Source organism: Dactylosporangium cerinum (genome assembly GCF_042653625.1).
GTDB lineage: Bacteria > Actinomycetota > Actinomycetes > Mycobacteriales > Micromonosporaceae > Dactylosporangium > Dactylosporangium cerinum.
This window is the reverse complement of the sequence record NZ_JBHSIU010000085.1, coordinates 60461-84088: the sequence shown is the minus strand read 5'-3', so window position 1 is coordinate 84088 and position 23628 is coordinate 60461. Positions and strand designations below refer to the sequence as shown.

22 protein-coding genes and 1 pseudogene are annotated in these 23628 nt (G+C 73.4%); 13 read left to right on the top strand and 10 right to left on the bottom strand.

Annotation, left to right across the window (positions count from 1 at the left end; translation table 11 throughout):
* The first annotated feature begins 25 nt into the window (after nt 1–25).
* The 3 genes from ACFPIJ_RS48670 to ACFPIJ_RS48660 are packed head-to-tail and all read left to right on the top strand — an operon-like array spanning nt 26 to nt 3060.
* Nucleotides 26–895 carry an AAA family ATPase gene (locus ACFPIJ_RS48670; RefSeq protein ID WP_380126321.1) on the top strand — a complete coding sequence of 290 codons (870 nt, stop codon included), beginning with the start codon at nt 26–28 and terminating at the stop codon, nt 893–895.
* Entirely contained in the window at nt 885–1949 is a 1065-nt protein-coding gene (locus tag ACFPIJ_RS48665) for a vWA domain-containing protein (RefSeq protein ID WP_380126320.1), read from the top strand. The genes ACFPIJ_RS48670 and ACFPIJ_RS48665 overlap by 11 nt, the downstream gene beginning before the upstream one ends.
* The gene (locus ACFPIJ_RS48660) at nt 1942–3060 is read left to right on the top strand and encodes an XdhC family protein (RefSeq protein WP_380126319.1); all 1119 of its coding nucleotides are present in this window, start codon (nt 1942–1944) and stop codon (nt 3058–3060) included. The genes ACFPIJ_RS48665 and ACFPIJ_RS48660 overlap by 8 nt, the downstream gene beginning before the upstream one ends.
* 46 nt (nt 3061–3106) lie before the next feature.
* On the opposite strand, the pseudogene ACFPIJ_RS48655 reads toward ACFPIJ_RS48660, so the two are convergent.
* Nucleotides 3107–3328: pseudogene (locus ACFPIJ_RS48655) on the bottom strand (LysR family transcriptional regulator); the annotation flags it as partial.
* A gap of 262 nt (nt 3329–3590) precedes the next feature.
* Between ACFPIJ_RS48655 and ACFPIJ_RS48650 the strand changes: the two are divergent.
* From ACFPIJ_RS48650 to ACFPIJ_RS48635, 4 genes are all read left to right on the top strand, one after another.
* Nucleotides 3591–4103: a (2Fe-2S)-binding protein gene (locus ACFPIJ_RS48650; RefSeq protein WP_380126318.1), complete on the top strand. Its 513-nt coding sequence runs from the start codon at nt 3591–3593 to the stop codon at nt 4101–4103.
* Nucleotides 4100–6484, top strand: a complete 2385-nt coding sequence (locus tag ACFPIJ_RS48645; RefSeq protein WP_380126317.1) for a xanthine dehydrogenase family protein molybdopterin-binding subunit — start codon at nt 4100–4102, stop codon at nt 6482–6484. Before ACFPIJ_RS48650 ends, ACFPIJ_RS48645 begins: the two co-directional genes overlap by 4 nt.
* On the top strand, nt 6481–7332 hold the full coding sequence (locus ACFPIJ_RS48640) for an FAD binding domain-containing protein (RefSeq protein ID WP_380126316.1): 852 nt from the start codon (nt 6481–6483) through the stop codon (nt 7330–7332). Before ACFPIJ_RS48645 ends, ACFPIJ_RS48640 begins: the two co-directional genes overlap by 4 nt.
* Before the next feature lie 211 nt (nt 7333–7543).
* Nucleotides 7544–8323: an SRPBCC family protein gene (locus tag ACFPIJ_RS48635; protein ID WP_380126315.1), complete on the top strand. Its 780-nt coding sequence runs from the start codon at nt 7544–7546 to the stop codon at nt 8321–8323.
* A gap of 7 nt (nt 8324–8330) precedes the next feature.
* On the opposite strand, the gene ACFPIJ_RS48630 is transcribed toward ACFPIJ_RS48635, so the two are convergent.
* The 5 genes from ACFPIJ_RS48630 to ACFPIJ_RS48610 form a co-directional block, all read right to left on the bottom strand.
* A complete protein-coding gene (locus tag ACFPIJ_RS48630; RefSeq protein WP_380126314.1) occupies nt 8331–8918 on the bottom strand; it encodes a hypothetical protein in 588 nt (195 codons plus the stop codon).
* The gene (locus ACFPIJ_RS48625; RefSeq protein WP_380126313.1) at nt 8915–9784 is read right to left on the bottom strand and encodes an amidohydrolase family protein; all 870 of its coding nucleotides are present in this window, start codon (nt 9782–9784) and stop codon (nt 8915–8917) included. Before ACFPIJ_RS48625 ends, ACFPIJ_RS48630 begins: the two co-directional genes overlap by 4 nt.
* Nucleotides 9781–10590, bottom strand: coding sequence for a metal-dependent hydrolase (locus ACFPIJ_RS48620; RefSeq protein ID WP_380126312.1), 810 nt, complete (start codon nt 10588–10590; stop codon nt 9781–9783). The genes ACFPIJ_RS48625 and ACFPIJ_RS48620 overlap by 4 nt, the downstream gene beginning before the upstream one ends.
* Before the next feature lie 42 nt (nt 10591–10632).
* The gene (locus ACFPIJ_RS48615; protein WP_380126311.1) at nt 10633–11265 is read right to left on the bottom strand and encodes an SDR family NAD(P)-dependent oxidoreductase; all 633 of its coding nucleotides are present in this window, start codon (nt 11263–11265) and stop codon (nt 10633–10635) included.
* Between the two features lie 202 nt (nt 11266–11467).
* Nucleotides 11468–11959, bottom strand: coding sequence for a DUF1707 SHOCT-like domain-containing protein (locus ACFPIJ_RS48610; protein WP_380126310.1), 492 nt, complete (start codon nt 11957–11959; stop codon nt 11468–11470).
* 183 nt (nt 11960–12142) lie between these two features.
* On the opposite strand from ACFPIJ_RS48610, the gene ACFPIJ_RS48605 reads away from it, so the two are divergent.
* Both ACFPIJ_RS48605 and ACFPIJ_RS48600 read left to right on the top strand, forming a co-directional pair.
* Entirely contained in the window at nt 12143–13942 is a 1800-nt protein-coding gene (locus tag ACFPIJ_RS48605; RefSeq protein ID WP_380126309.1) for a histidine kinase, read from the top strand.
* A gap of 49 nt (nt 13943–13991) precedes the next feature.
* The gene (locus tag ACFPIJ_RS48600) at nt 13992–14657 is read left to right on the top strand and encodes a response regulator (protein WP_380126308.1); all 666 of its coding nucleotides are present in this window, start codon (nt 13992–13994) and stop codon (nt 14655–14657) included.
* Nucleotides 14658–14696: 39 nt separating this feature from the next.
* On the opposite strand, the gene ACFPIJ_RS48595 is transcribed toward ACFPIJ_RS48600, so the two are convergent.
* Both ACFPIJ_RS48595 and ACFPIJ_RS48590 read right to left on the bottom strand, forming a co-directional pair.
* Nucleotides 14697–16103 carry a GH1 family beta-glucosidase gene (locus tag ACFPIJ_RS48595; RefSeq protein ID WP_380126307.1) on the bottom strand — a complete coding sequence of 469 codons (1407 nt, stop codon included), beginning with the start codon at nt 16101–16103 and terminating at the stop codon, nt 14697–14699.
* A 93-nt stretch (nt 16104–16196) separates the two neighbouring features.
* A complete protein-coding gene (locus ACFPIJ_RS48590; RefSeq protein ID WP_380126306.1) occupies nt 16197–16403 on the bottom strand; it encodes a hypothetical protein in 207 nt (68 codons plus the stop codon).
* A gap of 124 nt (nt 16404–16527) precedes the next feature.
* Here ACFPIJ_RS48590 and ACFPIJ_RS48585 point away from each other — a divergent pair, with 124 nt between their 5' ends.
* The 4 genes from ACFPIJ_RS48585 to ACFPIJ_RS48570 all read left to right on the top strand — a co-directional run bounded on the left by ACFPIJ_RS48585 (nt 16528) and on the right by ACFPIJ_RS48570 (nt 20213).
* The gene (locus ACFPIJ_RS48585) at nt 16528–17511 is read left to right on the top strand and encodes an LLM class F420-dependent oxidoreductase (protein ID WP_380126305.1); all 984 of its coding nucleotides are present in this window, start codon (nt 16528–16530) and stop codon (nt 17509–17511) included.
* The gene (locus ACFPIJ_RS48580) at nt 17511–18308 is read left to right on the top strand and encodes an SDR family oxidoreductase (RefSeq protein WP_380126304.1); all 798 of its coding nucleotides are present in this window, start codon (nt 17511–17513) and stop codon (nt 18306–18308) included. Before ACFPIJ_RS48585 ends, ACFPIJ_RS48580 begins: the two co-directional genes overlap by 1 nt.
* Nucleotides 18305–18934, top strand: a complete 630-nt coding sequence (locus tag ACFPIJ_RS48575) for a nucleoside/nucleotide kinase family protein (RefSeq protein ID WP_380126303.1) — start codon at nt 18305–18307, stop codon at nt 18932–18934. Before ACFPIJ_RS48580 ends, ACFPIJ_RS48575 begins: the two co-directional genes overlap by 4 nt.
* 76 nt (nt 18935–19010) lie before the next feature.
* Entirely contained in the window at nt 19011–20213 is a 1203-nt protein-coding gene (locus tag ACFPIJ_RS48570; RefSeq protein ID WP_380126302.1) for an alginate lyase family protein, read from the top strand.
* Between the two features lie 37 nt (nt 20214–20250).
* Here ACFPIJ_RS48570 and ACFPIJ_RS48565 read toward each other — a convergent pair whose 3' ends face one another.
* A complete protein-coding gene (locus tag ACFPIJ_RS48565; RefSeq protein WP_380126301.1) occupies nt 20251–22479 on the bottom strand; it encodes a transglutaminaseTgpA domain-containing protein in 2229 nt (742 codons plus the stop codon).
* Entirely contained in the window at nt 22473–23627 is a 1155-nt protein-coding gene (locus ACFPIJ_RS48560; RefSeq protein WP_380126300.1) for a DUF58 domain-containing protein, read from the bottom strand. The genes ACFPIJ_RS48565 and ACFPIJ_RS48560 overlap by 7 nt, the downstream gene beginning before the upstream one ends.
* Nucleotide 23628: the final 1 nt, after the last annotated feature.

Sequence of the window (23628 nt, the reverse complement as noted above, 5' to 3'; positions counted from 1 at the left end):
TCACGGCGAGGCGCATAGTGGAGCGGTGCCGGACTTCGAGTCTCCGGCCGCGCTGGCGGCCGGCCTGGCCGACGCGGGCTACCTCGCCGACGAGGGGCTCGCGATGGCGGGCTTCCTGGCGCTGCGCCTGCACCGGCCGATCTTCCTGGAAGGCGACGCCGGCGTCGGCAAGACCGCGTTCGCGGCCGCCCTCGCCGAGACCGCGGGCGTGGAGCTGATCCGGCTCCAGTGCTACGAGGGTCTGGACGCCTCGCACGCCCTGTACGACTGGGACTTCGCCCGCCAGGTCCTGCACCTGCGCGCGGTGGAGACCGCGGCGCACGGCACGCTGTCCGCCGCCGACCTGGAGGCGGACCTGTACGACCGCCGATTCCTGCTGGCCCGGCCGCTGTTGCAGGCGGTCGAGCGGGCACCGTGCGTCCTGCTCGTCGACGAGGTCGACCGGGCCGACGACGAGTTCGAGGCGTACCTGCTCGAGGTGCTCGCCGACGCCGCGGTGACCGTGCCCGAGCTCGGCCGGATCACCGCCGCGGTGCCGCCGATCGTCGTGGTCACCAGCAACCGGACCCGCGAGGTGCACGACGCGTTGAAGCGCCGCTGCCTGTACCACTGGGTCGGTCACCCGACGCCGCAACGGGAGACCGCGATCCTGCGGCGGCGGCTGCCCGGGCTCGACGAGCGCCTCGCCGCGCAGGTCGCCGCGGCCACCGCCCACCTGCGGACCCTCGATCTGGTCAAGCCGCCCGGGGTCGCCGAGGCCATCGACTGGGCCGCGGCGCTGGGCGCCCTGTCCGCGGACGCGCTGACGGCCGAGCTCGCCGACGCCACTCTCGGCGTGGTCCTGAAGGTCCGCGAGGACATCGCGCTCGCCACCGGGGTGATCGGTGCTCACTGAGGTGGCCGGGAAGCTGCGGGCGGCCGGGCTGCCGGTGACGCTCGACCGGCTCGCCGCATACGGCGAGGCCCTCGACGCGGTCGGCGTCGGGCACGCGTACTGGGTCGGCCGGCTGACCCTGTGCGGATCGCCGGAGGACATCGCCCGGTACGACGCCGCCTTCGCCGGTGCGAAATCCGCCGCTCGCGGTCCGGCCTGGCAGGTGCGGCGGCTGCCGGAGCGGTCCCTGTTCCGGGCCACGATGCCGCCGTCCGCGGCGGCCGGCGACCAGGACCCGGCCCTCGCGGTGCGGGCGACCGACACCGAGCTGCTGCGCCATCGCGACCTCGCCACGCTGTCGGCGGACGAACGCGCCGAGGCGGCGGCGCTGCTCGCCCAGGTCGCCGCCGCCGACATCACCCGCCCTGGGCACCGGCACCGCCCGGCCGGGCACGGCGACGTCGACCGCCGGCGCAGCGTCCGGGCGATGCTGCGGGCCGGCGGCGAGCCCAGGCCGCTGCTGCATCGGGTGCGGGCGCCGCGGCCCCGCCGGCTCGTCCTGCTCGTCGACGTGTCGGGGTCGATGTCGCCGTACGCGGACGCCCTGCTCCGCCTCGCCCACGCCTTCACCCGGCACCGTCCACGGTGGACGGAGACCTACACGCTCGGCACGCGCCTCACCCGGCTCACCCCGGCGCTGCGGATCCGTGACGTGGAGGCAGCGCTGCGCGAGGCGGGCCGGCTCATCCCCGACTGGCGCGGCGGGACCCGGCTCGCCGACGGGGTCGCCGCGTTCGTGCGCCGCGACGGTCACCGGGGCGTCGCCCGCCGCGCCGTGGTCGTCGTCTTCAGCGACGGGTGGGAGTCCGCCGACCCCGCCCGCCTCGGCGCCACCGTCGCCCACCTGCACCGCCTCGCCGCGCGGACCGTCTGGGTCAGCCCGCACGCCGGCCGGCCCGGGTTCGCCCCGACGGCGGGCGGTCTCGCCGCGGTGCTCCCGCATGTTGACGCACTCGTAGCGGGGCATACGGTGGCGGCGCTACACGCCGTCCTTGAGGAGGTCCGCCGTGCGTGAGGTTCTCAGTGATCTGCTCGGCTGGTGGGAGTCGGGCCGCACCGTCGGCATGGCCACCGTCGTGCGGACCTGGCGCAGCTCACCGCGCCCGGCCGGGGCCACCATGCTCGTCGGCCCGGACGGCACCGCGGTCGGCAGCGTCTCCGGCGGCTGCGTCGAGGGCGCGGTCTACGAGCTCTCCGGTGAGGTCGTCGAGTCCGGTTCGCCGCTGGTGCAGCGGTACGGCGTGAGCGACGACGACGCGTTCGCAGTCGGTCTGACCTGCGGCGGGATCATCGAGCTGCTGATCGAGCCGGTGTCGCGGGAGACGTTTCCGGAGCTGGCCGAGGTGGCCGCCGCGATCACCACGCGGGACCCGGTCGCGGTCGTGTCGGTGGTCGAGGGGCCGCCGGAGCAGATCGGGAAGCGGATGGTGGTGTGGCCCACGCACGCCTCCGGGTCGTTGGGCTCCGAACGACTTGACGCGGCGGCCGGCGACGACGCCAGGGGGCTGCTCGCCGCCGGGCGGACCGACACTCTGCACTACGGCCTGGACGGCGAGCGGCGCGGCGAGGGGCTCACCCTGTTCGTCGCCTCGTACGCCCCGCCGGCCCGGATGATCGTCTTCGGGGCGATCGACTTCGCCGCGTCGGTGGCCCGCATCGGCGACTTCCTCGGCTACCACGTCACCGTCTGCGACGCCCGGCCCGTCTTCGCCACGTCGAAGCGGTTCCCCGGCGCCGACGAGGTCGTCGTCGACTGGCCGCACCGATACCTGCGGGCCGAGCTGGACGCCGGCCGGATCGACGCCCGCACCGTGGTGTGCGTCCTCACCCACGACCCGAAGTTCGACGTGCCGGTGCTGCAGGTCGCGTTGCGGGAGGAGCTCGCGTACATCGGCGCGATGGGATCCCGGCGGACGCACGACGACCGGCTCGCCCGGCTCCGGGAGGCCGGCGTGACCGAGGAGGAGCTCGCCCGGCTGTCCTCGCCGATCGGCCTCGACCTCGGCGCCCGGACCCCGGAGGAGACCGCCGTGAGCATCGCCGCGGAGATCATCGCCGGTCGGTGGGGTGGTGGGGGCGCCCGCCTCGCGACCACCGAGGGCCGCATCCACCACGACGTGTCCTGAGGTCTCCTGAGGTCTACGGGGCCCGGCAGTCGGGGTGCTGGTCGCGGCGAAGGTCGTCGAGGAGCTGCTGGCCGACCGGCAGCAGCGACACCCGGCGGCTGGTCCGCTCGAACAGCCGCACCCCGACGCGCAGCTCCAGGGACCGGATCGCCTGACTGATCCGCGCGGTCGACACGTGCAGGCGCACGGCCGTCCGGCCGAAGTGCAGCTCCTCAGCAAGGGTGAGGAACGCCTCCAGCTCGTGCCGCGCTGCACCGTGGGGGTTGATGCATCGATCCTCGCCTACATCGGCGCCAGCCGACACTCGGGCACGTGTCATGGATGCGACACTTCGGCGGCCCGGCCCGGCGGGCCGCCCGGCGGCCGCGAAGATCAGGAATTGTGGAAGTCAAGACCCGCGGAGGGTTGCGTTGATCACTGCTTGTGGGGTCTGCTGATCAGGCAGTGGCCCGGGTGCGTCCGCCGCGCGACGGGCCGTTTCGGCACGTCCCCGCGGGAGGCGCTTCATGTCCTCTTCCCATCGAGTCCGGGTGAGCGTCGACGTCGACGGCAGTCGCTACGTCGACGACGTCGAGCCTCGCACTCTGCTGGTCCATCACCTTCGAGAACGCCTAGGCAAGATCGGTACGGTCGTCGGCTGCGACACCAGCAACTGCGGCTCGTGCACCGTCCTCATGGGCAGCGCCGACGGCGAGCAGCACTCGGTCAAGAGCTGCTCGGTCCTGGCCGTGCAGGCCGACGGCACGGCGGTCACCACGATCGAGGGCCTCGCCGGTCCGGACGGTGCCCTGCACGCCGTGCAGCAGGCGTTCCACGAGCTGCACGCGTTGCAGTGCGGCTTCTGCACCCCGGGGATGATCCTGTCCGCGGTCGACCTGCTGCGCGACAACCCGGCCCCCACCGAGGCCGAGATCCGCGCGGGCCTGTCCGGAAACCTGTGCCGCTGCACGGGGTACCAGAACATCATCCGTGCGGTGCAGTCGGCTGCAGCGGCCTTGCAGGGCGCCGCGACGGCCGTCCTCCCTTCGGAGGTGACGGTATGACCGCGGTCGTCGAACCGGCCGCTGCCGCGGGGGAGGTCGGCGCGGCGCGCCGGCGCAAGGAGGACGCGCGGCTCATCACCGGCCGGACCCGGTGGACCGACAACATCGTGCTGCCCGGGATGCTGCACCTGGCGATCCTGCGCAGCCCGCACGCGAGCGCGCGCATCGTCTCGGTCGACGTGCGGCCCGCGCTGCGGCAGCCCGGTGTCATCGACGCGTTCAGCGCGGCCGACGTCGCCGACGTCCAGGGCAGCCTGCCGTGCGCCTGGCCGGTCACCGAGGACATCGTGCACCCGGTCCGGCCGCCGCTCGCCGACGGATTCGTGCGCCACCACGGCGAGGCGGTCGCGGTCGTGGTGGCCCGCGACCGTGACAGTGCCGTCGACGCGCTCGAGGCGATCGAGGTCGAGTACGAGCCGCTGACCCCGGTCCTGGACCTGGCGGCCGCGTCGCGCGACGAGGGGCTCGTGCACCCGGACAAGGGCACGAACCGCTCGTACACCTGGATCTTCGACTCGGCCCAGGCCGGCACCGGCACGGACGTCGCCGACGCGGCCGTCGCCGCCGAGGTCACGCTGCACCGGCAGTACATCCAGCAGCGGCTCATCCCCGCGTTCATGGAGCCGCGCAGCGTTGTGGTCGACCCGGGGATGGGGGAGTACACCATCTGGTCGGCGACGCAGATCCCGCACATCCTGCGGGTGTTCTACGCGCTGCTCACCGGCGTGCCCGAGCACCGGATCCGGGTCATCGCGCCGGACGTCGGCGGCGGGTTCGGCGGGAAGCTGCAGGTCACCCCGGAGGAGATGATCGCGTTCTTCGCCGCACAGCGTGTGCGGAAACCGGTCAAGTACACCGAGACCCGCGGCGACTCGATGCTGTCGGCGCACCACGGTCGGGACCAGATCCAGGACATCACCCTCACCGCGACCCGGGACGGCACGCTGACCGGCATCGACGTGAAACTCGTCGCCAACATGGGCGCCTACCTCGGTCTCGTCGGTCCGGGCGTGCCGATCCTCGGCGCCTTCATGTTCAACTCGATCTACAAGGTGCCCGCGTACCGCTTCGAGTGCGTCGGCGTGTTCACCAACACCACCATCACCGACGCCTACCGGGGCGCGGGCCGGCCCGAGGCGACGTACGCCATCGAACGGGCCATGGACGACCTCGCCGACGAGCTCGGCATCGACCCGGTCGAGCTGCGCCGCCGCAACTGGATCAAGGCGGAGGAGTTCCCGTTCACCACCGTGGCCGGCCTCGTGTACGACTCCGGCGACTACGACGCCGCGACGGACAAGGCCCTGGACCTGTTCGACTACGCCGGGCTGCGCGCGGAGCAGCAGCGCCGCCGGGACACCGGCGACCCGGTCCAGCTCGGCATCGGCGTGTCCACCTACACGGAGATGTGCGGCCTGGCGCCGTCGCGGATCCTGGGCGCGCTGCGGTACGCGGCCGGCGGCTGGGAGTCCGCGTCGGTGCGGGTCCTGCCGACCGGCAAGGTCGAGGTCGTCACCGGCACCAGCCCGCACGGGCAGGGGCACGTCACCGCGTGGAGCCAGATCGTCGCCGACGAGCTCGGCGTCGCCTTCGAGGACGTCGAGGTCCTGCACGGCGACACCCGGACCTCGCACAAAGGTTTGGACACGTACGGCTCCCGGTCCCTCGCCGTCGGCGGGGTGGCGCTGGTCGAGGCGTGCCGCAAGGTGCGCGACAAGGCCCGCGTCGTCGCCGCGCACATGCTCGAGTGCAGCCCCGACGACATCGAGTTCACCGGCGGCGCCTTCCGCGTCCGCGGCACCCCGGACGCGGCGAAAACCCTGGCGGACACGGCGTTCGCGGTGTTCGCCGCGCACGACCTGCCGGACGGGGTCGAGGCGACCCTCGACGCGGACGCCACCTTCGACCCGCAGACGTTCTCGTTCCCGCACGGCACCCACCTGTGCGCGACCCTGGTCGACACCCAGACGGGCCACGTCACCATCCACCGCTACGTCGCCGTCGACGACGTGGGCAAGGTCGTCAACCCGCTCATCGTCGAGGGGCAGGTGCACGGCGGCGTCGCGCAGGGCATCGCGCAGGCGTTGCACGAGCAGGCGGTGTACGACGATTCGGGCACCCTGCTGACCGGATCGTTCGTCGAGTACACCATCCCCAGCGCCGCCGACCTGCCGCACCTCGTCACGGATCGCACGGAGACCCCCGCGACCTCGAACCCCCTGGGCGTCAAGGGTGTCGGGGAGGCGGGTGCGATCGCCTCCACCCCGGCCGTCGTCAATGCGATCGTCGACGCGTTGCGCTCGTACGGCGTCGACGACATCACCATGCCCTGCACGCCCGAACGGGTGTGGCGGGCGATCAAGCGCGGAGGTGCGTCGTGATCCCGGTCGCCTTCGACTACCTGAAACCGTCCACAGTGGAAGAAGCGGTGGCCGCGCTCGGCGCCTCCGAGGATTCGAAGGTCCTCGCCGGCGGGCAGTCGCTGCTGCCGGTGCTGCGGCTGCGCCTGGCCGCGCCGACCCTGCTGGTGGACCTGGGTGGCGTGCCCGGGCTCAGCGGCGTCCGGCTCGACGGCGACACCCTCGTCATCGGCGCCATGACCACGCACGCCGAGGTGGCGTCCTCGGACCTCGTGCTGCGGCACGCGCCGCTGCTCGCGGCCGCGGCGGCCACCGTCGGGGACCGCCAGGTGCGGCACCGCGGCACGCTCGGCGGCTCCCTGGCGCACGCCGACCCGGCCGCGGACCTGCCCGCGGTCGCGGCCGCCCTCGACGCCACGTACGTCGTGCAGGGGCCGGCCGGACGGCGGTCCGTCGCCGCCGCCGACTTCGCGGTGGACCTGTTCACCACGGCGCTCGCCCCCGACGAGGTCCTCGTCGAGGTGCGGCTGTCCATCGTGGACGGCTGGTCGACGCACTACGAGAAGTTCCACCGCATGGCGCAGGCGTGGGCGATCGTCGGGGTGGCGGTGGCGGTGTCCCGCTCCGACGGGACCATCTCCGGGGCGCGGGTCGCGCTGACCAACATGGGGCCGGTGCCGCACCGGGCCGTCGAGGTCGAGGCGGCGCTGACCGGTGCGCCGGCGACGGCGGAGGCGGTCGCGGCCGCCTGCGTGTCCGTCTCGGCCGGCACGTCGCCGGTGGACGACCTCAGCGCCTCCGCGGACTACCGCCGCGACCTGGCCCGGGTCCTCACCGGCCGGGCGGTGTGCCGGGCCCTCGGGATCTGAGCCGCTGCGCGTCCGCGCATCGTTCGGGGCCGTCCGGTTTCGCCGGGCGGCCCCGTCGTTCGGGACCGTCCGGTCTGCCGGGGTGGCCGCGTCGTTCAGGACCGTCCGGTTCGCCGGGCGGTCGCGTCGTTCGGGGCCGTCCGGTTCGCCGGGCGGCCGCATCCGTGCGGGTTACGGGTGAGCGTGCTGCGCGCCGTGGTCGGAGCGGACTATGGTCGACAGCGTGGCCCGGGTCACCGCGCGGGCCGTGCCGCCGAGCGCTGGGGGTCTGACGACCGTGCTGTTGGAACACAGTTTCACCGTGCCCGTCCCGGTGTCGCAGGCCTGGGACGTGCTGCTGGACATCGAACGGATCGCCCCGTGCATGCCGGGCGCCGCGCTCACCTCGTTCGAGGGCGACGACTTCGCCGGCACCGTCAAGGTCAAGCTGGGTCCGGTGAGCCTGACCTTCAAGGGCAAGGGCAGGTTCGTCGAGCGGGACGAGGCGGCCCACCGGGTCGTGCTCACCGCCTCCGGCGCCGACAGCCGGGGCGGCGGCACCGCCGCGGCGAAGGTGACCGCGTCCCTGCACGCCGTCGGGGATGCCGGGACCAGGGTCGAGGTCGCCACCGACCTGGACATCACCGGCAAGGCCGCCCAGTTCGGCCGCGGCCTCATCGGCGACGTGAGCGCGAAGCTGATCGGCCAGTTCGCCGACTGCCTGGCCGGCAAGCTCGCCGCCGGCGCGCCGGCCCCGTCCCCGGCCCCGTCGCAGGAGCCCACCCAGGCGCCGGCTCAGGAACCGGCACCGGCGGCGGCTGCGCGGCCCGCGCCCACGGCGTTGTCCGAGGCCTCCGCGTCCGTCGACCCCGGCGACGAGGTGGAGCCGATCGACCTGCTCGCCGTGAGCGGGGTCGGCTCGGTCGTGCGCCGGGCCGTTCCGTACGTCGTCACCGCCGCCGCCAGCTTCGCCGTCGTGTTCGGCATCATCTGGTGGATCAAGCGCCGCTGACGGTTCGTCAGGCGGCGGCGCGGCCCTCGGCGAAGAAGGCGGCCACCGCGGCGGCGTCGCCGAGGGCGCTCAAGGGTCGGGCGGCCCCGAAGGACACGTTCCAGAAGTCACCCTCGCGCGGGGTCCACGGGCCCACGTACGCGTACGGCTCCGGGATCGCCGAGTCGCCCGTGGACACCCCGTAGTTCACCTCGTCGAGGGAGATGCCGACGTCGAAGTGCTCCGGCCACAGCACCGGCGTCTCGTCCGGGGCGAATCGGCGCAGGGCCGCGTCGCCGACGGCGAGCGCCCCCAGGACCGTGCCGGCGCCGGTGGTCACCACCGGGTCGTCGACCCCGGCACCGGAGCCGTCCTTGTAGAGGCCCTCGGGTGCGCCGGCGTCCACGCCGGCGGCCGCCGCCAGCTGCGCGAACGTCTGCCCCGCGTAGGGGACGCGGCGCCCGTCGACGACGAGCGCGTCGGCCTCGGCCTGCACGTCCGGCGCGGCGACGGTGGCGAAACCGGCCGGCGTGACCCGGAGCCGGATGGTGCCGCTGCGCCGGTACTGCGGGCCCGCGAGCAACAGCTCAGCCAGGCCGTGAAAGGAGTTCGTCACCGTTCCATCATGCCCGCCGCGTTGCCCCAGCAGACGGCGCGCAGCCAAGCGTCACCGAACCCTAAGCGTTGCAGCGAGTCGAGCTGGTGTGCGTACGGGTGAGGGATGTTCGGGTAGTCGCTGCCGAGCAGCACCCGGCCGGCCAGGCCCAGTTCCTCCACCCTGGGGAGGAGTTCCGGGGGGAAGCCCGGGAAGAACGTTGTGAAGACCATCGTCGTGTCGAGCCTGACGTTGGGGTGCCGGTCGGCGAGGTCGAGGAAGCCCTCGTACTCGGGGGCGCCGAAGTGGGCGATGACCGCCGTGAGGGCCGGGTGGCGGCGCAGCACCTGGCCGAACGGGCCCGGGCCGGTGTACCCGTTGGCGACCGGACCGGAACCGGCGTGCACGACGACCGGGGTGCCGGTCTCGGCGAGGCGGCCCCAGACCGGCTCCAGCAGCGGGTCGTTCGGGTCGTACGCGCCGACCTGCAGGTGCACCTTGAAGATCCGGGCACCGCCGGCGAGCGCGGCGTCGACGACGCCGAGGACACCCGGCTCCGGGAAGAACGTCGCGCTCGGCACGCACTCCGGGGTGCGGGCGGCGAAGCCGAGGGTCCACGCGTTGAGGTCGGCGGCCATGGCGGGGCGGTGGGCGTAGGCGAGGGCGGTGAACCGCCGCACCCCCATCGCCCGCAGATGCCCGGCCCGCTCCTCGTCGGAGCCCCGGTAGCGGATCGGCCACGGCCGCCCGACCAGCGGCCCGCCGGCGTCGAAGTGCGCCCACACCTTGCGCAGCATGCGCTCGGGCAGGAAGTGCGTGTGCACGTCGAACAGGCCGGGCAGGCCCAGCGCCTGCCAGAACGCGGGGACCTCGGCGTCATCGTTCACACGGATATGTTGAACCTGTCGAGCAGGACCGGCGCGACCAGCATGGCACCGGCGAAGATGGCGACCGTGGTGAAGACGATGCGCAGCACGACCGTCTCGGTCTTGTCGCCCGCGGTCAGGGCCACCGAGTGCGGCAGGCCGATGTTGCGCCACAGCCGCCGGCCGGTCGGGATCGGCCAGAAGATGGGTGAGCCGTGCCGGGTGATCATGTCGCCGGCGAGATGGATGAGGCCGCCCACCCCGACCGCCATGCCGAGCAGCGGATAGCCGCGGTCACCGGGGAGGCGCTCGTAGACGAGGTACGCGGCGGCAGCGGCGGCGAGCGTCACGATGAGCCAACCGGCGCGCTCCGCCCACCGCTCGAACAGGCCCCGCAGCGCCATCGCGAACGAGAAGAACAGCACACCCATGACGGCCCACTTGCCGAAGGCGTTGCACAGCGCCAGCGTGCCGTACCCCACGCCGACGTTGAACACAATCGTGTGGGTGAGCGTGCGGTGGCCGTTACGGCGCCGTGGATCGTGCTTGAGCCTGGTGAGCTTGTAGACCCCGAGGGAGAATTTCTCGACCACCTCGGCCAGGAACAAGGTGAGCACCCCGAACGTGTGCGCCACCGTCGCGCCGCCCTGCCTGGTGGTGACCCGGCCGGACAGGTCGAGGTCCGGCAGCAGCGCGCCGCCGGCGCAGATCGCGGTGCCCACGGCGAGCTGCAACGGCGTCTGGTGGAAGTCGGCGAGCTGATCCAGCACGAGGGAGCCGGCCAGCCACACGGCTGCTCCGGAAAGCGCATGCGAAGAGCCCATCATGATCGGGACTATCGCATGTGTGCCGGCGTTCGTACATAGGAGCTACAGGCGTGAATAAGTGCCGGCAACGTCGAGTGTCGTTGCCGTCATCGTCGCCGACGCGTCGGAGGCCAGGTAGACGGCGGCGAAGGCCACATCTTCCACCCGCTCCGCCTGTGGTGTCCAGCTCACGACATTCGCCCGCACACCCGATCCGGCGACCTCCCGCGCGACGTGTTGCGTGAGCGCGGTCACCCCGCCGCCGACGGCACTCGTGGCGGCGTCGGTGCCGAACGGCGCGACGGTCACCACCGCGCCGGTCCGCGCCTCGGCCATGCTCGGCACGAAGGCCTGCAGCGCCTCGAACGTCGCCGTCAGTCCACTGTCGACACTCAGCCGGAAGTCACCGCCGGCGCCGCTCATGCACGGCAGGACGAACAGCAGGTCGGGGGCGCCGACCTCGCTGAGGACCCCGGCGTGGACCGACGCCGCGTCGACCCCGGTGGACACGATGCCGACCGCGTCCGCGCCCACCCACCGCAACTCGTCGACCAGGTCCTGCAGCTCCGCCTCGTCGTCGCCGATGACGGCGATCCGGGCGCCGCGCGCGGCCAGCAGCCGGCACACCGCCGCGCCGACCCCGTCGGCACCGCCGAGCACCACCGCGACCCGGCCCTTGAGCTCGGTTCGGTACATGCCATTCAGCCTCTCGTCATCGGCGGGGCGTCGCGCCACGGCGGCGCCCCGCTGCCGGTTGCCTCGGTGCAGCGGTGCCGGTGCTCCGGTCCCAGCGGGTTGCTGGTGCGTCGGTCCGGCGGTGCCGGCTGCCTCGGCTCCGGCGGTGTGGGTGCTTCAGCTCCGGCGGTGTGGGTGCTTCAGCTCCGGCGGTGCCGGTGCTTCAGCTCCAGCCTTGCCGGTCTGACGCGGCCGCCCATGGACCGTGTCCGTGCCCGTGTCCCCAGTGCCTGCGCCCCCACGGCGGACCCCCCGCCGCCGCCCAGCGCCGCCAGCGGGCGTGCTTGAAGACGCTGAGCACCAGGAAGAACAGTGGAATCGCGGGCCAGAAGAAGTGCGCGCCGGACAGCGCCCACAGCCCGGTCAGCGCCACCGCGACCACGGCCACGAACGCGCCGTGCCGGGCCAGGTGCCGCCGGCCCTGCCGCAGGAACTCCGCCTGCGTCTCCGGCAGCTCGAACAGCCCGCGCCGCCCCCCGTCGGGCAGGTCCGCGGTCAGCGGCGCCAGCTCGTCGCGGAACTTCGCCGCGTACACCTGGGCGAGCCGCTCCTCGCCCTCCTCGAGCGTCAGCCGCCCCTCGGTCATCCCGGCCCGCACCATGGTGGCGTACTGCTCGCGCTCCTTGTCGGATGCTCGTACCCGATCGCCGGCCATCTCGGCCCCCTTCCGTGTTGCTCCCAGCCTGACCGCCACCGGCGGCGTGCGCGTCGCACGTGTGTCGTGTCGTCGTGTACTGCTCAGGTCGCACGCCGCCGCCACGTGTACGACCCAGGGAGTACGCCGTCGCGCGACCGGAAGGCGACGTCGCAGCTCCCGACGCTGCACTACCTTTGCGGTGTGAGACGACGACCGCCCTGGACCCGGGAGCTGCGCGAAGCGCGCGAGGCCCGGCACGCCGAGCACCTGGCGCGGCGCATGGCGTCCCTGGAGCGGCACGAACGCCGGCGCTGGAACGGCCCGCCCCCGTTCATGATCGTGGTGGCGATGGCCCTGGTGCAGATCCTCGGCACCCGCGCCGCCGCATACGGCTCGACGGGCACTGAGGTCCTGGACCGCACCGCCTATCTGCTCCTGCTCGCCGGCCCGCTCGCATTGGTGGTGCGCGAGCGGTGGCCACTGGTCTCACTGGTCGGCGCGCTGGTGCCGACCGCCGCCTACTTCAGCCTCGGCTATCCGGACGGCCCCGGGTTCCTCGCCGCGATCGTGGCCATGTTTACCGCCCTGGCCGCCGGCTACCGCTGGCTGACCTGGGCAGCCGTCGCCGCCGCGTTCACGGTCTTCGCGGTGCTGGTCCGAGGCGAGGCGTCCGTCTCCCGGGTCGTCCTCATCGGCGTGTGGTGCCTCGTCATCGCGGGCTTCGGGGAGGCGGCCCGGGTCCGCGGCGTGCGCTACTCGCAGATGGCCCGCGACTGGTCCATACAGCAGCAACTGGCCCGCGCCGAGGAGGAGAAGGCGCGGGCGGAGCAGGACCGCCGGCAGGCCAGCGACGAGCGACTGCTCATCGCCCGCGAGCTGCACGACGTCATCGGCCACCACCTGTCCCTCATCAACGTCCAGGCGGGCGTCGGCCTGCACCTGATGGACGAGCAGCCGGAGCAGGCGAGGATCGCCCTGGCCGCGATCAAGCACGCCAGCGCCGAGGCGCTGCGCGAGACCCGCTCCGTCCTCGCCGGCCTCAACCCGGGCGAGGCGGCGCCACGGACCCCCGCACCGGGCCTGCGCGACCTGGACCGGCTCGTCGCGGAGGCCCGCACCGTCGGCCTGCCCGTCACGGTCAGCACGGCCGGGACACCGCGGCCACTGCCGCCGCAGGTGGACCGGGCCGCGTTCCGGATCGTGCAGGAGGCGCTGACCAACGTCCGCCGCCACGCCGGCCCGGGCGCGGCCGCGACGATCGTCGTCGGCTACGCCCCGGGTGAGCTCACCATCGACGTCACCGACGACGGCCAGGCCACCGCCGCCGCCACCTCCAGCACGGGCATGAAGAGTTCTGGCGACATCGGCTCCGGCGACGTGACCGCAGCGGCAGGTGCCCGGTCCGCCGCCGCGGTCGCCAGTGTCCACGCCGGCACTGCGGTCGCAGGCGCGCGCCCCGGCACCACCGGCTCGGGTCCGGGCGCTGTCCCGTCCGGACCTGACACCGGTGCCGGCAATGCGAGCGGGGGAACCGGCGCGGGGCCGACCGGCGGCGTCGGTGCATCGGGCGCGGCCGACCGCGTGGGCGGCAAGGCGGGCAGCGTGGGTGATGCGGCCGGCGCGGGCGGCAGTGTGGGTGGCGCGACCGGCGGGCCCGGTGTCGGTGGCGCGACCGGCGCGGGCAACGATGTGGACGGCGCGGCCAGCGTGGGCGCGGCCGGCGTGAGCGGCGGTGCGGGCAGTGTGGGCGCGGCCGGCGTGAGCGGCGGTGCGGGCAGTGTGGGCGGTGATGCGGGCCGCGGCGCGGGCGGTGTGGGCAGCGCGGGTGGTGCGGGTGGCGGGGACGACGGGGGCGGCCGGGCGGGCGGTGGTGAGGGCAACGGGATCGCCGGCATGCGGCATCGGGCGGCCACCTTCGGTGGGGTGGTCGAGGCCGGGCCGCGGCCCGGTGGTGGGTTCCGGGTGCGTGCCAGGATTCCCGTTCGCGAGGAGCAGCCATGACCACACGCCGCGGCGGGGCCGCCGGTGTCAGGACCGCGGAGGAGCAAGCGTGATCAGCGTGCTGCTGGCCGACGACCAGGCGTTGGTGCGGGCGGGGTTCCGTGCGTTGCTCGACGCGCAGGCCGACATCGAGGTCGTCGGGGAGGCCGCGGACGGCGCCGAGGCGGTGCGGCTCGCCGTGCAGACCCGGCCCGACGTGGTGCTGATGGACATCCGGATGCCGGTGCTCGACGGGCTCGAGGCGACCCGGCAGATCGTCGCCGACGCCCGGCTGGCGCAGGTGCGGATCGTGATCCTGACGACGTTCGACCTGGATGAGTACGTGTTCGAGGCACTGCGCGTCGGGGCGAGCGGCTTCCTGGTCAAGGACACCGAACCCGTCGACCTGCTGCGCGGCATCCGGGCCGTGGCCGGCGGTGACGCGCTGCTGTCGCCCGGGGTGACGCGGCGGCTGATCGAGGAGTTCGCGAGCCGGTCGCGGGCACCCCTCGCGCCGATGTCCCTGGCTGTGCTCACCGACCGCGAGCGCGAGGTGATGGCCCTCGTCGGCGCCGGACTGTCCAACGAGGACATCGCCACCAAGCTGTTCGTCAGCCCGGCAACCGCGAAGACACACGTCAGCCGCGCCATGATCAAGCTCGGCGCCCGGGACCGCGCGCAGCTGGTGGTGTTCGCCTACGAGGCCGGCCTGGTCAAGCCCGGCTGGCTCGGCTGACCCCCGCGGGCCGCCGCCTGACCTGGCGCCGGCGGTGGCTCAGATGCCGTTGCGGGCGATGACCTGCTGATACCAGTTGGCGCTGGCCTTGCGGGTGCGTTGCTGGGTGGCGTAGTCGACGTGGACGATGCCCCAGCGCTGGGTGTAGCCCTCGGCCCACTCGAAGTTGTCCAGCAGCGACCACACGTGGTAGCCCTCGAGCCGGACGCCCTCGCGGATGGCCTGATGGGCGGCGGTGAGGTGGTCGCGCAGCAGGGTGATGCGGTCCTCGTCGTCGGTCGCATGCACCGAGGGCATGCCGTTCTCGGTGATGGTGAGCGGGATGTCGCCGTAGTCGCGCTTGATGCGGGTCAGCAGGTCGTAGAGGCCCTGCGGGTACACCTCCTGCCAGCTGGCCTGCGTCGTCGGGTGCTTCTGCACCCGGCCGCCCGTGGCCGTGATGTAGGCGGGGTTGTAGTACTGCACGCCCAGCAGGTCGCTCTTCGAGCCGATGACGGCCAGGTCGCCGTCGTGGATCGCGGCGCGGACCGGTGCGTCCGGGGACTGCGTGGCCAGCCAGTCGTCCGGGTACCGGCCGAGCAGCACCGGGTCGAGCCAGCGCCGGTTCTCCTCACCGTCGGCGAGGATGGTCTGGCGGCGGGCCGCGTCGGAGTCGTCGGCGGGATAGGTCGGCGACAGGTTGAGCGCCGCGCCGATGCGGCCCTTGCGGCCGGTGGCCCGGAAGGCCTGGACGGCGAGCCCGTGGCCGAGCAGCAGGTGGTGGCCGGCGACGTTGGCGACGCGGCGGTCGCGGACCCCGGGCGCGTGGACGCCGGCGGTGTAGCCGACCTCGACCACGGTCTTCGGCTCGTTGAGCGTCAGCCAGGTCTGCACCTTGTCGCCGAGGGAGTAGCAGACGACGCTGGCGTAGTCGGCGAACCACTTCGCGCAGTCGCGGTTCTCCCAGCCGCCGGACTCCTGCAGCGCCTGCGGGGTGTCCCAGTGGAAGAGGGTGATGACCGGGATGATGCCGCGGGCGAGCAGGCCGTCGACGAGGCGGTGGTAGAAGTCGAGGCCCTTGGCGTTGACGGTGCCGCGGCCGGTTGGCAGCACCCGCGGCCACGAGATCGAGAAGCGGTAGCTCTTCAGGCCCAGGTCGCGCATGAGGTCGAGGTCCTCGTAGCTGCGGTGGTAGTGGTCGGCGGCCACGTCGCCGGTGCCGCCGTCCCTGGTCTTGCCCGAGGTGTGGCTGAAGACGTCCCATACCGACGGTCCGCGGCCGTCCGCCGTCGCGCCGCCTTCCACCTGGTACGCCGATGTCGACGCGCCCCAGGCGAACCCCTTCGGGAACGTCAGCCCGGCCCGTGCCGCGGCGGAGGCCGAAGCAGGAGGGGAGCGCCGTCGGGGCGAGCAGCCGGCGGTCACCGCACCGGCGGCGGCCAGGGTGAGCACGTGACGCCGTCGCATGCGGCAAACGTAGCTCGTGCCCGCACGCGTTTACGATGCAAAATGCCACAAAACGGCCGCTCCCAAGATCGGGAGCGGCCGAAGCACGAGCAATCAGTCGGCGAGCGCGACGAGGCCCTGCGCCCAGCGGAAGTACTTGTTGGTGCCCAGGTCGCGGACGGTCTTGATGCCGAAGGCGGCGGCCAGCTTCTCGGCGTCTGCCTCGGTGACGCCGGCGATCGCGGTGACGGGAGCGTCGGCGATCTCCTGGGCGCTCTTGCCTTCCCATTCCTTCATGAGCTTCTTTTCCAGACCAAGCATGTGGTTGCTCCTTCTCGATCGAGATTTCGACGCGGGGGTCGGCGCGGCGGTGCCGTGGACCCCGCGAAAGGCTACCCAGCACTCGCGCTTGCCACACTAGCGGTGCCACCGCGATGATCGGTTGATGACCAGCCAATGGGGGCTGACGGTGCCGCTTGCCGGTGTGCCGTTGCCCGAGCACGCGGGGTTGCTGCAGGCGTTGCCGGATCTGGGGTATTCGGACGTCTGGACGAGCGAGGTCGCCGGCACGGACGCGTTCACGCCCCTGGCGCTGGCCTCGGTGTGGTCGCCGCGGCTGCGGCTGGGCACCGCGATCGTCCCCGTGTTCACCCGGGGGCCCGCGCTGATCGCGATGCAGGCGGCAGCCCTCGCGGAGGCCGCGCCGGGGCGGGTCGCGCTCGGGATCGGCGCGTCGTCGCCGGTCGTCGTCGGCGACTGGAACGCGGTGCCGTTCGACCGGCCGTTCGAGCGCAGCCGCGACGTGCTTCGCTTCCTGCGCACCGCGCTCGCGGGTGAGGTCGTCGACGGGGTGTTCGACACGTTCCAGGTCAAGCGGTTCCGGCTGGAACGGCCGCCGGGCGTGCCGCCGAAGCTCCTGCTCGCCGCCCTGCGGGCGAAGATGCTGCGACTGGCCGCTGCCGAGGCGGACGGTGCGGTGCTCAACTGGCTCTCGGTCGAGGACGTGGCGACGGTCCGCAGTGAGCTGGCCGGCGCGCCCGAGGGGTTCGAGGTCGCGGCCCGCATCTTCGTCTGCCCCACGGAGGACGAGGCCGTGGCGCGGGAGACCGCCCGCAGGCTGATCGCCGCTTACCTGACCGTGCCCGCGTATGCGGCGTTCCACCGTTGGCTCGGCCGCGGCGAGGTGCTCAAGGCGATGTGGGACGCGTGGGCGGCCAAGGACCGCAGGGCGGCGCTCGCCGCGATCCCCGACGAGGTGGTCGACGCGCTGATCGTGCACGGCAGCCCGCAGCGGTGCCGGGAGCACGTCCAGCGTTACGCCGATGCCGGGATCACGACGCCCGTGATGGCGCTGCTGCCGACGCCGGAGCTCACCGCCGGCGGTCCGGAGGTCCTGCTGGACACGCTCCGGGCACTGGGAGCGCGGTAGTGGACCTCGCCGGGAAGGTCGTCGTCATCACCGGAGCGGCCGGTGGCATCGGCGCCGCCCTCGCCCGCCGCTTCGCCACCGAGGGTGCCGCCACCCTGGTCCTCGCCGACCTCGACGGCGACGCCGCCGAGGCCGTGGCGGCCACCATCGGCGAATCCGAGACCAGGGCGGTCGCCGTCGACGTGACGGACGAGAACCAGGTCGCCGAGCTGGTCGCCGAGGCCGAGGAGCGCTACGGCCGCATCGATCTGTTCTGCGCCAACGCCGGCATCACCACCGGTGCGGGCCTGGAGGCGTCGGCGGAGACCTGGGCACGGACCTGGGCGGTCAACGTCCAGTCGCACATCTCCTCCGCCCGTGCGGTGCTCCCGGGCATGCTGGAGCGCGGCGAGGGGTACCTGTTGCACACCTGCTCGGCGGCGGGCCTGCTCACGGCCGTGGGCGACGCGCCCTACGCGGTGACCAAGCACGCGGCCGTGTCGTTCGCGGAGTGGCTGTCGATCACGTACGGCGCGAAGGGCATCAAGGTCAGCGCGCTGTGCCCGCAGGGCGTGGACACGCCGATGCTGCAGGACGGCCTGGCCGCCGGGCACATCGGCGCGAAGGTGACGGCCGCCGGCGGGGCCGTGCTGTCGCCGGACGAGGTCGCCGGGTCGGTCGTGGAAGGCCTGGCGGCGGAGCGGTTCCTGATCCTGCCGCACCCGGAGGTCCAGAAGTACTACCTGCACCGGGCCACCGACACGGACCGGTGGCTGGCCGGCATGCGAGGGCTGGCCGCGAGCCTCGAGACCTCATGAGGAGACCGGACGTCCTCAGCGAGGCGATCGAAGTCATCAAGCCGCTGGTGCAGAAGCAGCAGGGGCGCTCGATCATCGGCATCTGCGGGCCGCCCGCGGCGGGCAAGTCGACCCTGTCCGGCGCCCTCGCCGCGGCGATCGACAACAGCGTGGCGGTGCCGATGGACGGGTTCCACCTGTCCAACGCGGAGCTGGACCGGCTCGGCCTGGCCGACCGCAAGGGCGCCCCGGAGACGTTCGACGCGGCCGGGTTCGTGCACCTGCTGCGGCGGCTGCGGGCGGCGGACGAGCTGGTCTACGCGCCCAGCTACAGCCGCACCCTGCACGAGTCGATCGGCGGCGTGATCCCGGTGCCGGTCACCACCCGGGTGATCGTCGTGGAGGGCAACTATCTGCTGCTCGACGACGGTCCATGGGCGGCGGTGCGGGGGCTGCTGGACCTGGCGCTCTACCTGGACGCCCCGGACGACCTGCGGCAGGACTCGCTGGTGCGCCGCCAGCTGGCCAAGGGGCTCGACCTGCACGACGCCCACGACTGGGTGGAGCGCAGCGACGAGCGCAACGCGGCCGTCATCGCCGGCACCCGCGACCGGGCGGACCTCATCCTGACCCGAAGTGTGGCTTAAGTCTTCCTGTGCCGGATTGACCCGGACCGATCGGATAGGCAACCTGCCTGACAGTTGTCTATCTGTGAGGAGCACCATGCGCAGACTCGTCCTCGGCGCCGCAGGGCTCGCCGTCGCGATCGCCGTGGCCGGCACCACGTACGCCGTCGCGGCGACGAAGGCGCAGAACGCACCGGCCGCCGCTGCCGTCGCCGCCGCGCCCGCCACGTTCGCCCATCCCGGCGTGTTCGTCAGCCGGGCCCAGCTCGACTTCGTCCGCGGCAAGGTGCAGGCCGGCGCACAGCCGTGGAAGGCCGCCTACGACCAGATGCTCGGCAGCAGGTACGCGTCGCTGTCACGGACCCCGAAACCGCGCGCGATCGTCGAGTGCGGCTCCTACTCCAACCCCAACAACGGCTGCACCGACGAGCGCGAGGACGCCCTGGCCGCGTACACGCTGTCGCTCGCCTGGTACATCACCCGGGACAGCCGGTACGCCACCAGGGCCATCGCGATCATGGACGCCTGGTCCGCCACGATCAAGGACCACACCAACAGCAACGCGCCGCTGCAGACCGGCTGGGCCGGGTCGTCGTGGCCGCGCGCCGCCGAGATCATCCGGTACACGTATCCGTCGTGGCCGAACCAGGCACGCTTCGGCACGATGCTGCGCACGGTGTACCTGCCGAAGCTCATCAACGGCTCCAGCAGCAACGGCAACTGGGAACTGTCCATGATGGAGGCCGCGATCGGCATCTCCGTCTTCCTGGAGGACCGCACCAGCTGGGACAAGGCCATGGCGAAGTTCCGGGCCAGGGTCCCCGCGTACCTCTACGTCACCGCCGACGGCGCCCTGCCCAAGGGGATCGGGAGCATCGACACCCGCACCGAGATCATCAACTACTGGCAGGGGCAGAGCACGTTCGTCGACGGGCTGTCCCAGGAGACCTGCCGGGACTTCACCCACACCGGCTACGGCATCTCGGCGATCTCGCACATCGCGGAGACCACGCGCATCCAGGGTCAGGACGTGTACCCGGAGATCGCCGACCGGCTCCGCCACGCGCTCGGCTTCCACAGCAAGTACCAGCTGGGTGAGGGCGTCCCGGGGTGGCTGTGCGGCGGGAAGCTGACGCTCGGCCTGGGCCCGGTGACCGAGGTCGGCTACAACGCCCTGCACAACCGGATGGGCATCGCGATGTCGAACACCCAGCGGCTGACCGAGCAGTCCCGCCCGGCCGGCAGCAACAACCTGTTCGTCGCGTGGGAGACCCTGACCCACGCCGACAACCCGGCCTGACGCGGCGCCCGGCCGCGGGCCGGGCGCCACAACGGCGTCATCTCCAGAACAGCGGCCGGGGGTCGAGGCTCCACCAGAGTCGGCGCCAGAACCCCCGCCTGGCGCGCAGTTCATCGACGTAGGCGACGGCCTGCACGGCGGCCCGGGTGGCCTGTTCGTCCCCCGGGCCGTTCGCCGCCGGCGGCCCGGCGAACGCGACCGCGTTGACGAGGGCGGCGACGTCGTCGATCGGCGGCGTGGCGGAGCGGATCGTGGCGACCCCGCGGGGCTTGGAGTGGGCCCGGCCGGTGGCCGCGGTCGCCGCGTAGTGCGCCACCTCCGACGCCGTGAGGTGGGGCGGCGCGGGACGCCCCGCGAGGCGCAGGCCGGCCAGGACCTCCGCCCAGGCGGCGTCGATGCGCTGTGCCGGGGTGCCCTGCGCGAGGCGGCGGCGCCTGCGATGGCGTTTTGCCAGGGGTACCACCGCCGCAAACGCCAACACGGCGACCAGTATCCCGCCGCTTCCAGCCGCGACCGTGACCACGAGATTCGAGTCCGGTCCGGACGCGTCGCCGGTCGGGGCCACCGTGGGTTTCGGCGACTGCGACGCGGCCGAGCCCGACGGGGCGGGCACGGTCTCCGGCGGCGGCTGCGACGCGGGCGGCTTCGGGCGGAAGTCGTCCTCCGTGGGCCGCTGGACGGTGTCGGCCTTGGGCATCGGGTCGAACGGCTCCCAGATGCCGTTGAACAGCACCTCCGGCCACGCGACGGCGTCGCCGCCGTGGACCTCGTTGCGCCCGGCGTCGACCCGGAACCCCACGGCGAGCCGGGTCGGCAGGCCCATCAGCCGGGCGAGGACCGCGAACGCGGCCGCGAACTGTTCGGACGTGCCCTTCTGCCCGCCAGCCTGTTTGGGACCGAACAGGAAGTATTCGACGTTGGGGTAGGCGTGGCCGCTGGGCGCGTCGCCGACGACCTTGTAGTGCTCCGACAGCCAGCCGACGATCGCGAACGCCTTCTGGTACGGCGACGACACGCCCTCGCCGAGGTGCTGCGCCAGCTGCGCGATCGAGTCGGGGACCTTCCCGGGCAGCGCCAGGTAGTGGCCGACGGCATCGGAGTTGGGCACCTCGGCGACCTGCATCGCGTTCTCGTCGGGGCGGTGCGCGCGGGACACGACGCTGTACTGGACGCCGGGGCGCAGCCCGTCGGACAGGATCATCGTGCCGTCGGTGGTGTCGACGGCCACCCGCACGCCGTTGACCTCCTCCGGGGTGGCGATGCCCGGCAGCAGCCGCCCGTTCAGGTCGGCGATGCGGAACACCTGCCGGACCTGCGGGTCGGTGAGGACGGGCTTGCCGGCGACGACCCGGCCCGCGTTGCGGTAGGTGGCACCGACCCGCCAGGTGACGCCGTCGTAGTCGTTGAGCACCGCGAGCCGCACCGGCGGCGGCGCGTCGGTGCCGGTGACCTCGACGTCGAACAGGTGCTGGTCGTGGTTGAGCGCCCAGCCCGACAGCCGGACCAGTGGGCTCTCGTCGAGCGAGTCGAGCTGCGGCGGGGTCACCATGTTGCGCGGCTCGGCCGGGCTGTTGCCGACCTTCGCCGCGACGCTCGGGCCGAGCAGCTGCGACAGCGCGACGATCGCGGCCAGGCCCACCGCGGCGCCGGTGCCCACCCGCAGCCGGAGGGTGCGTCGCTGGCCCGCGGTCAGGCGGTCGTCCTCGGCGGGCGGGGGGCGGTTGGACACGATGAGACCGAGCGCGGCGAACCCGGCGAACGCGAGCGGCACCCAGCTCGCGCTCTTGCCGTTGGGGCCGACGAGGTACAGCGCGCCGCCGAACAGCACCGTCGGCGGCGCATAGGACAGCAGGACCCGGTGGTAGCGCACGCCGAGCTCGGCGGCGGCGAGACCGGCCAGCCAGGTGAGGATCACCGGCAGCAGGACCGTGTCGGGCTGCGGCTCGATCGGGATCAGCGCGAGCAGCAGCCGGGGGATGCTGTTGCGCAGCGCCTCCCGCAGCGCCGGGACGCTGCCGTCGACCCCCGCCGCGGCGGCGGAGACGCGCATCGTGAGCACGACGACGCCGGCCAGGCCGAGCACGCTCAACGGGGCCGCGCTCCAGCCGGGCAGGCGGCGGGCGGCGACGCTGATGCCGACGGAGCCCGCGGCGGCGCCCGCCATGAGCTGCAGCAGCAGCGGGCCGCGGTAGATCGGCGACAGCGCGAACGCGGCCATGACCAGCATGCCGAGCAGCGCGACCGCGACCAGCAACCGCCTCACCACGCGCTGACTCCGTCCCAGGCGGCGGCGAAGTCGGCGCCGTCGGTGGCGGACAGGACCTGCAGGCCGTCCAGGGCGGTGGGGACCTCCCCGTCGGTCGTGCCGAACGCGCCGGCGATCAGCGACGGGTACGCGGCGCGCAGCGTCCCGACCCGGCCCAGGTCGGCGACCCCTCCGGGTCCGGTGAGGAACACGAGGGTGTCGCCGGCCCGGCGGGTGCGCAGCTGCGCCACCGTCGCGTCGAGCTGGTCCCCGGTGGCCAGGGTCGCCTCGGCGAGAAGGTCCAGGTAGTCGCGGGTGTGCTTGCCACCGGCGTGCGCCCCGCCGGCGAGCCGCAGCGCCACCGGCAGCTCCTCCCGGAACGCCGCCATCACGATCGACGCGGCCGCCTCGCACGCGGACTCGAAGTGCACGCTGTCGCGGGTGCGGTCCGCGTCGGGGTAGGCGGCGAGGCGGTCGTCGAGCAGCACCACCAGGCGCGGCAGGCTGGTGTCCAGGTGCTCGCGGACCATCAGCTCGCCGATCCTGGCCGTGGTGCGCCAGTGCACGTGCCGAAGTTCGTCGCCGACCACGTACTCCCGCAGCGTGTCGAACGTGATGCTGCCGTGCGGCACCCGGTCGACCCGGCCGTCGAGCGAGCGCATCACGCCGGTCGGCACCGCCGTCAGGTGGTGCACCGTCGGATACACCCACACCTTGCTGACCCCGCCGTAGCCGCGGGCCAGGGTGAGCAGCCCGAGCGGGTCACGCCGCACGACCCGCAGCGGCCCGATGTCGACCACGCCGCGGCGGGCCGTCGGCACCGGGTAGGTCGCGGTGGTGGTGCCGCCGGCCTTGAGGCGCAGCAGCGGCACCGGCACGCTCGCCGGGCCGCACCGGTCGTGGGCGATGAGCGTGGCACCCCGCAGCCGGCTGCTGTTGCCGACGGTGAGCGTCACCGTGCTCGACTCGCCGCGCATGACCCGGTCCGGGTCCACCGCCCGCTCGACGGTCAGCCGGGGCCGCCACCACACGTACGCGAACCCGAACAGCACCGCGGCGACGGCGGCGGTGCCGACGACGGTCAGCTGTGCGTACTGGAACGCGAATCCCACGGCGAGCAGGACCAGCGCGGCCAGGGACAGGCCGATCCCACGGGACGTGAACCGCATC

Bases quoted from the DNA above. Each gene is read 5' to 3' on its own strand.
- ACFPIJ_RS48645 (WP_380126317.1), top strand. From the start codon at position 4,100: ATGACCGCGGTCGTCGAACCGGCCGCTGCCGCGGGGGAGGTCGGCGCG.
- ACFPIJ_RS48635 (WP_380126315.1), top strand. From the start codon at position 7,544: ATGGTCGACAGCGTGGCCCGGGTCACCGCGCGGGCCGTGCCGCCGAGC.
- ACFPIJ_RS48620 (WP_380126312.1), bottom strand. From the start codon at position 10,590: ATGATGGGCTCTTCGCATGCGCTTTCCGGAGCAGCCGTGTGGCTGGCC.
- ACFPIJ_RS48615 (WP_380126311.1), bottom strand. From the start codon at position 11,265: ATGTACCGAACCGAGCTCAAGGGCCGGGTCGCGGTGGTGCTCGGCGGT.
- ACFPIJ_RS48610 (WP_380126310.1), bottom strand. From the start codon at position 11,959: ATGGCCGGCGATCGGGTACGAGCATCCGACAAGGAGCGCGAGCAGTAC.
- ACFPIJ_RS48595 (WP_380126307.1), bottom strand. From the start codon at position 16,103: ATGCGACGGCGTCACGTGCTCACCCTGGCCGCCGCCGGTGCGGTGACC.
- ACFPIJ_RS48590 (WP_380126306.1), bottom strand. From the start codon at position 16,403: ATGCTTGGTCTGGAAAAGAAGCTCATGAAGGAATGGGAAGGCAAGAGC.
- ACFPIJ_RS48585 (WP_380126305.1), top strand. From the start codon at position 16,528: ATGACCAGCCAATGGGGGCTGACGGTGCCGCTTGCCGGTGTGCCGTTG.
- ACFPIJ_RS48575 (WP_380126303.1), top strand. From the start codon at position 18,305: ATGAGGAGACCGGACGTCCTCAGCGAGGCGATCGAAGTCATCAAGCCG.
- ACFPIJ_RS48570 (WP_380126302.1), top strand. From the start codon at position 19,011: ATGCGCAGACTCGTCCTCGGCGCCGCAGGGCTCGCCGTCGCGATCGCC.
- ACFPIJ_RS48560 (WP_380126300.1), bottom strand. From the start codon at position 23,627: ATGCGGTTCACGTCCCGTGGGATCGGCCTGTCCCTGGCCGCGCTGGTC.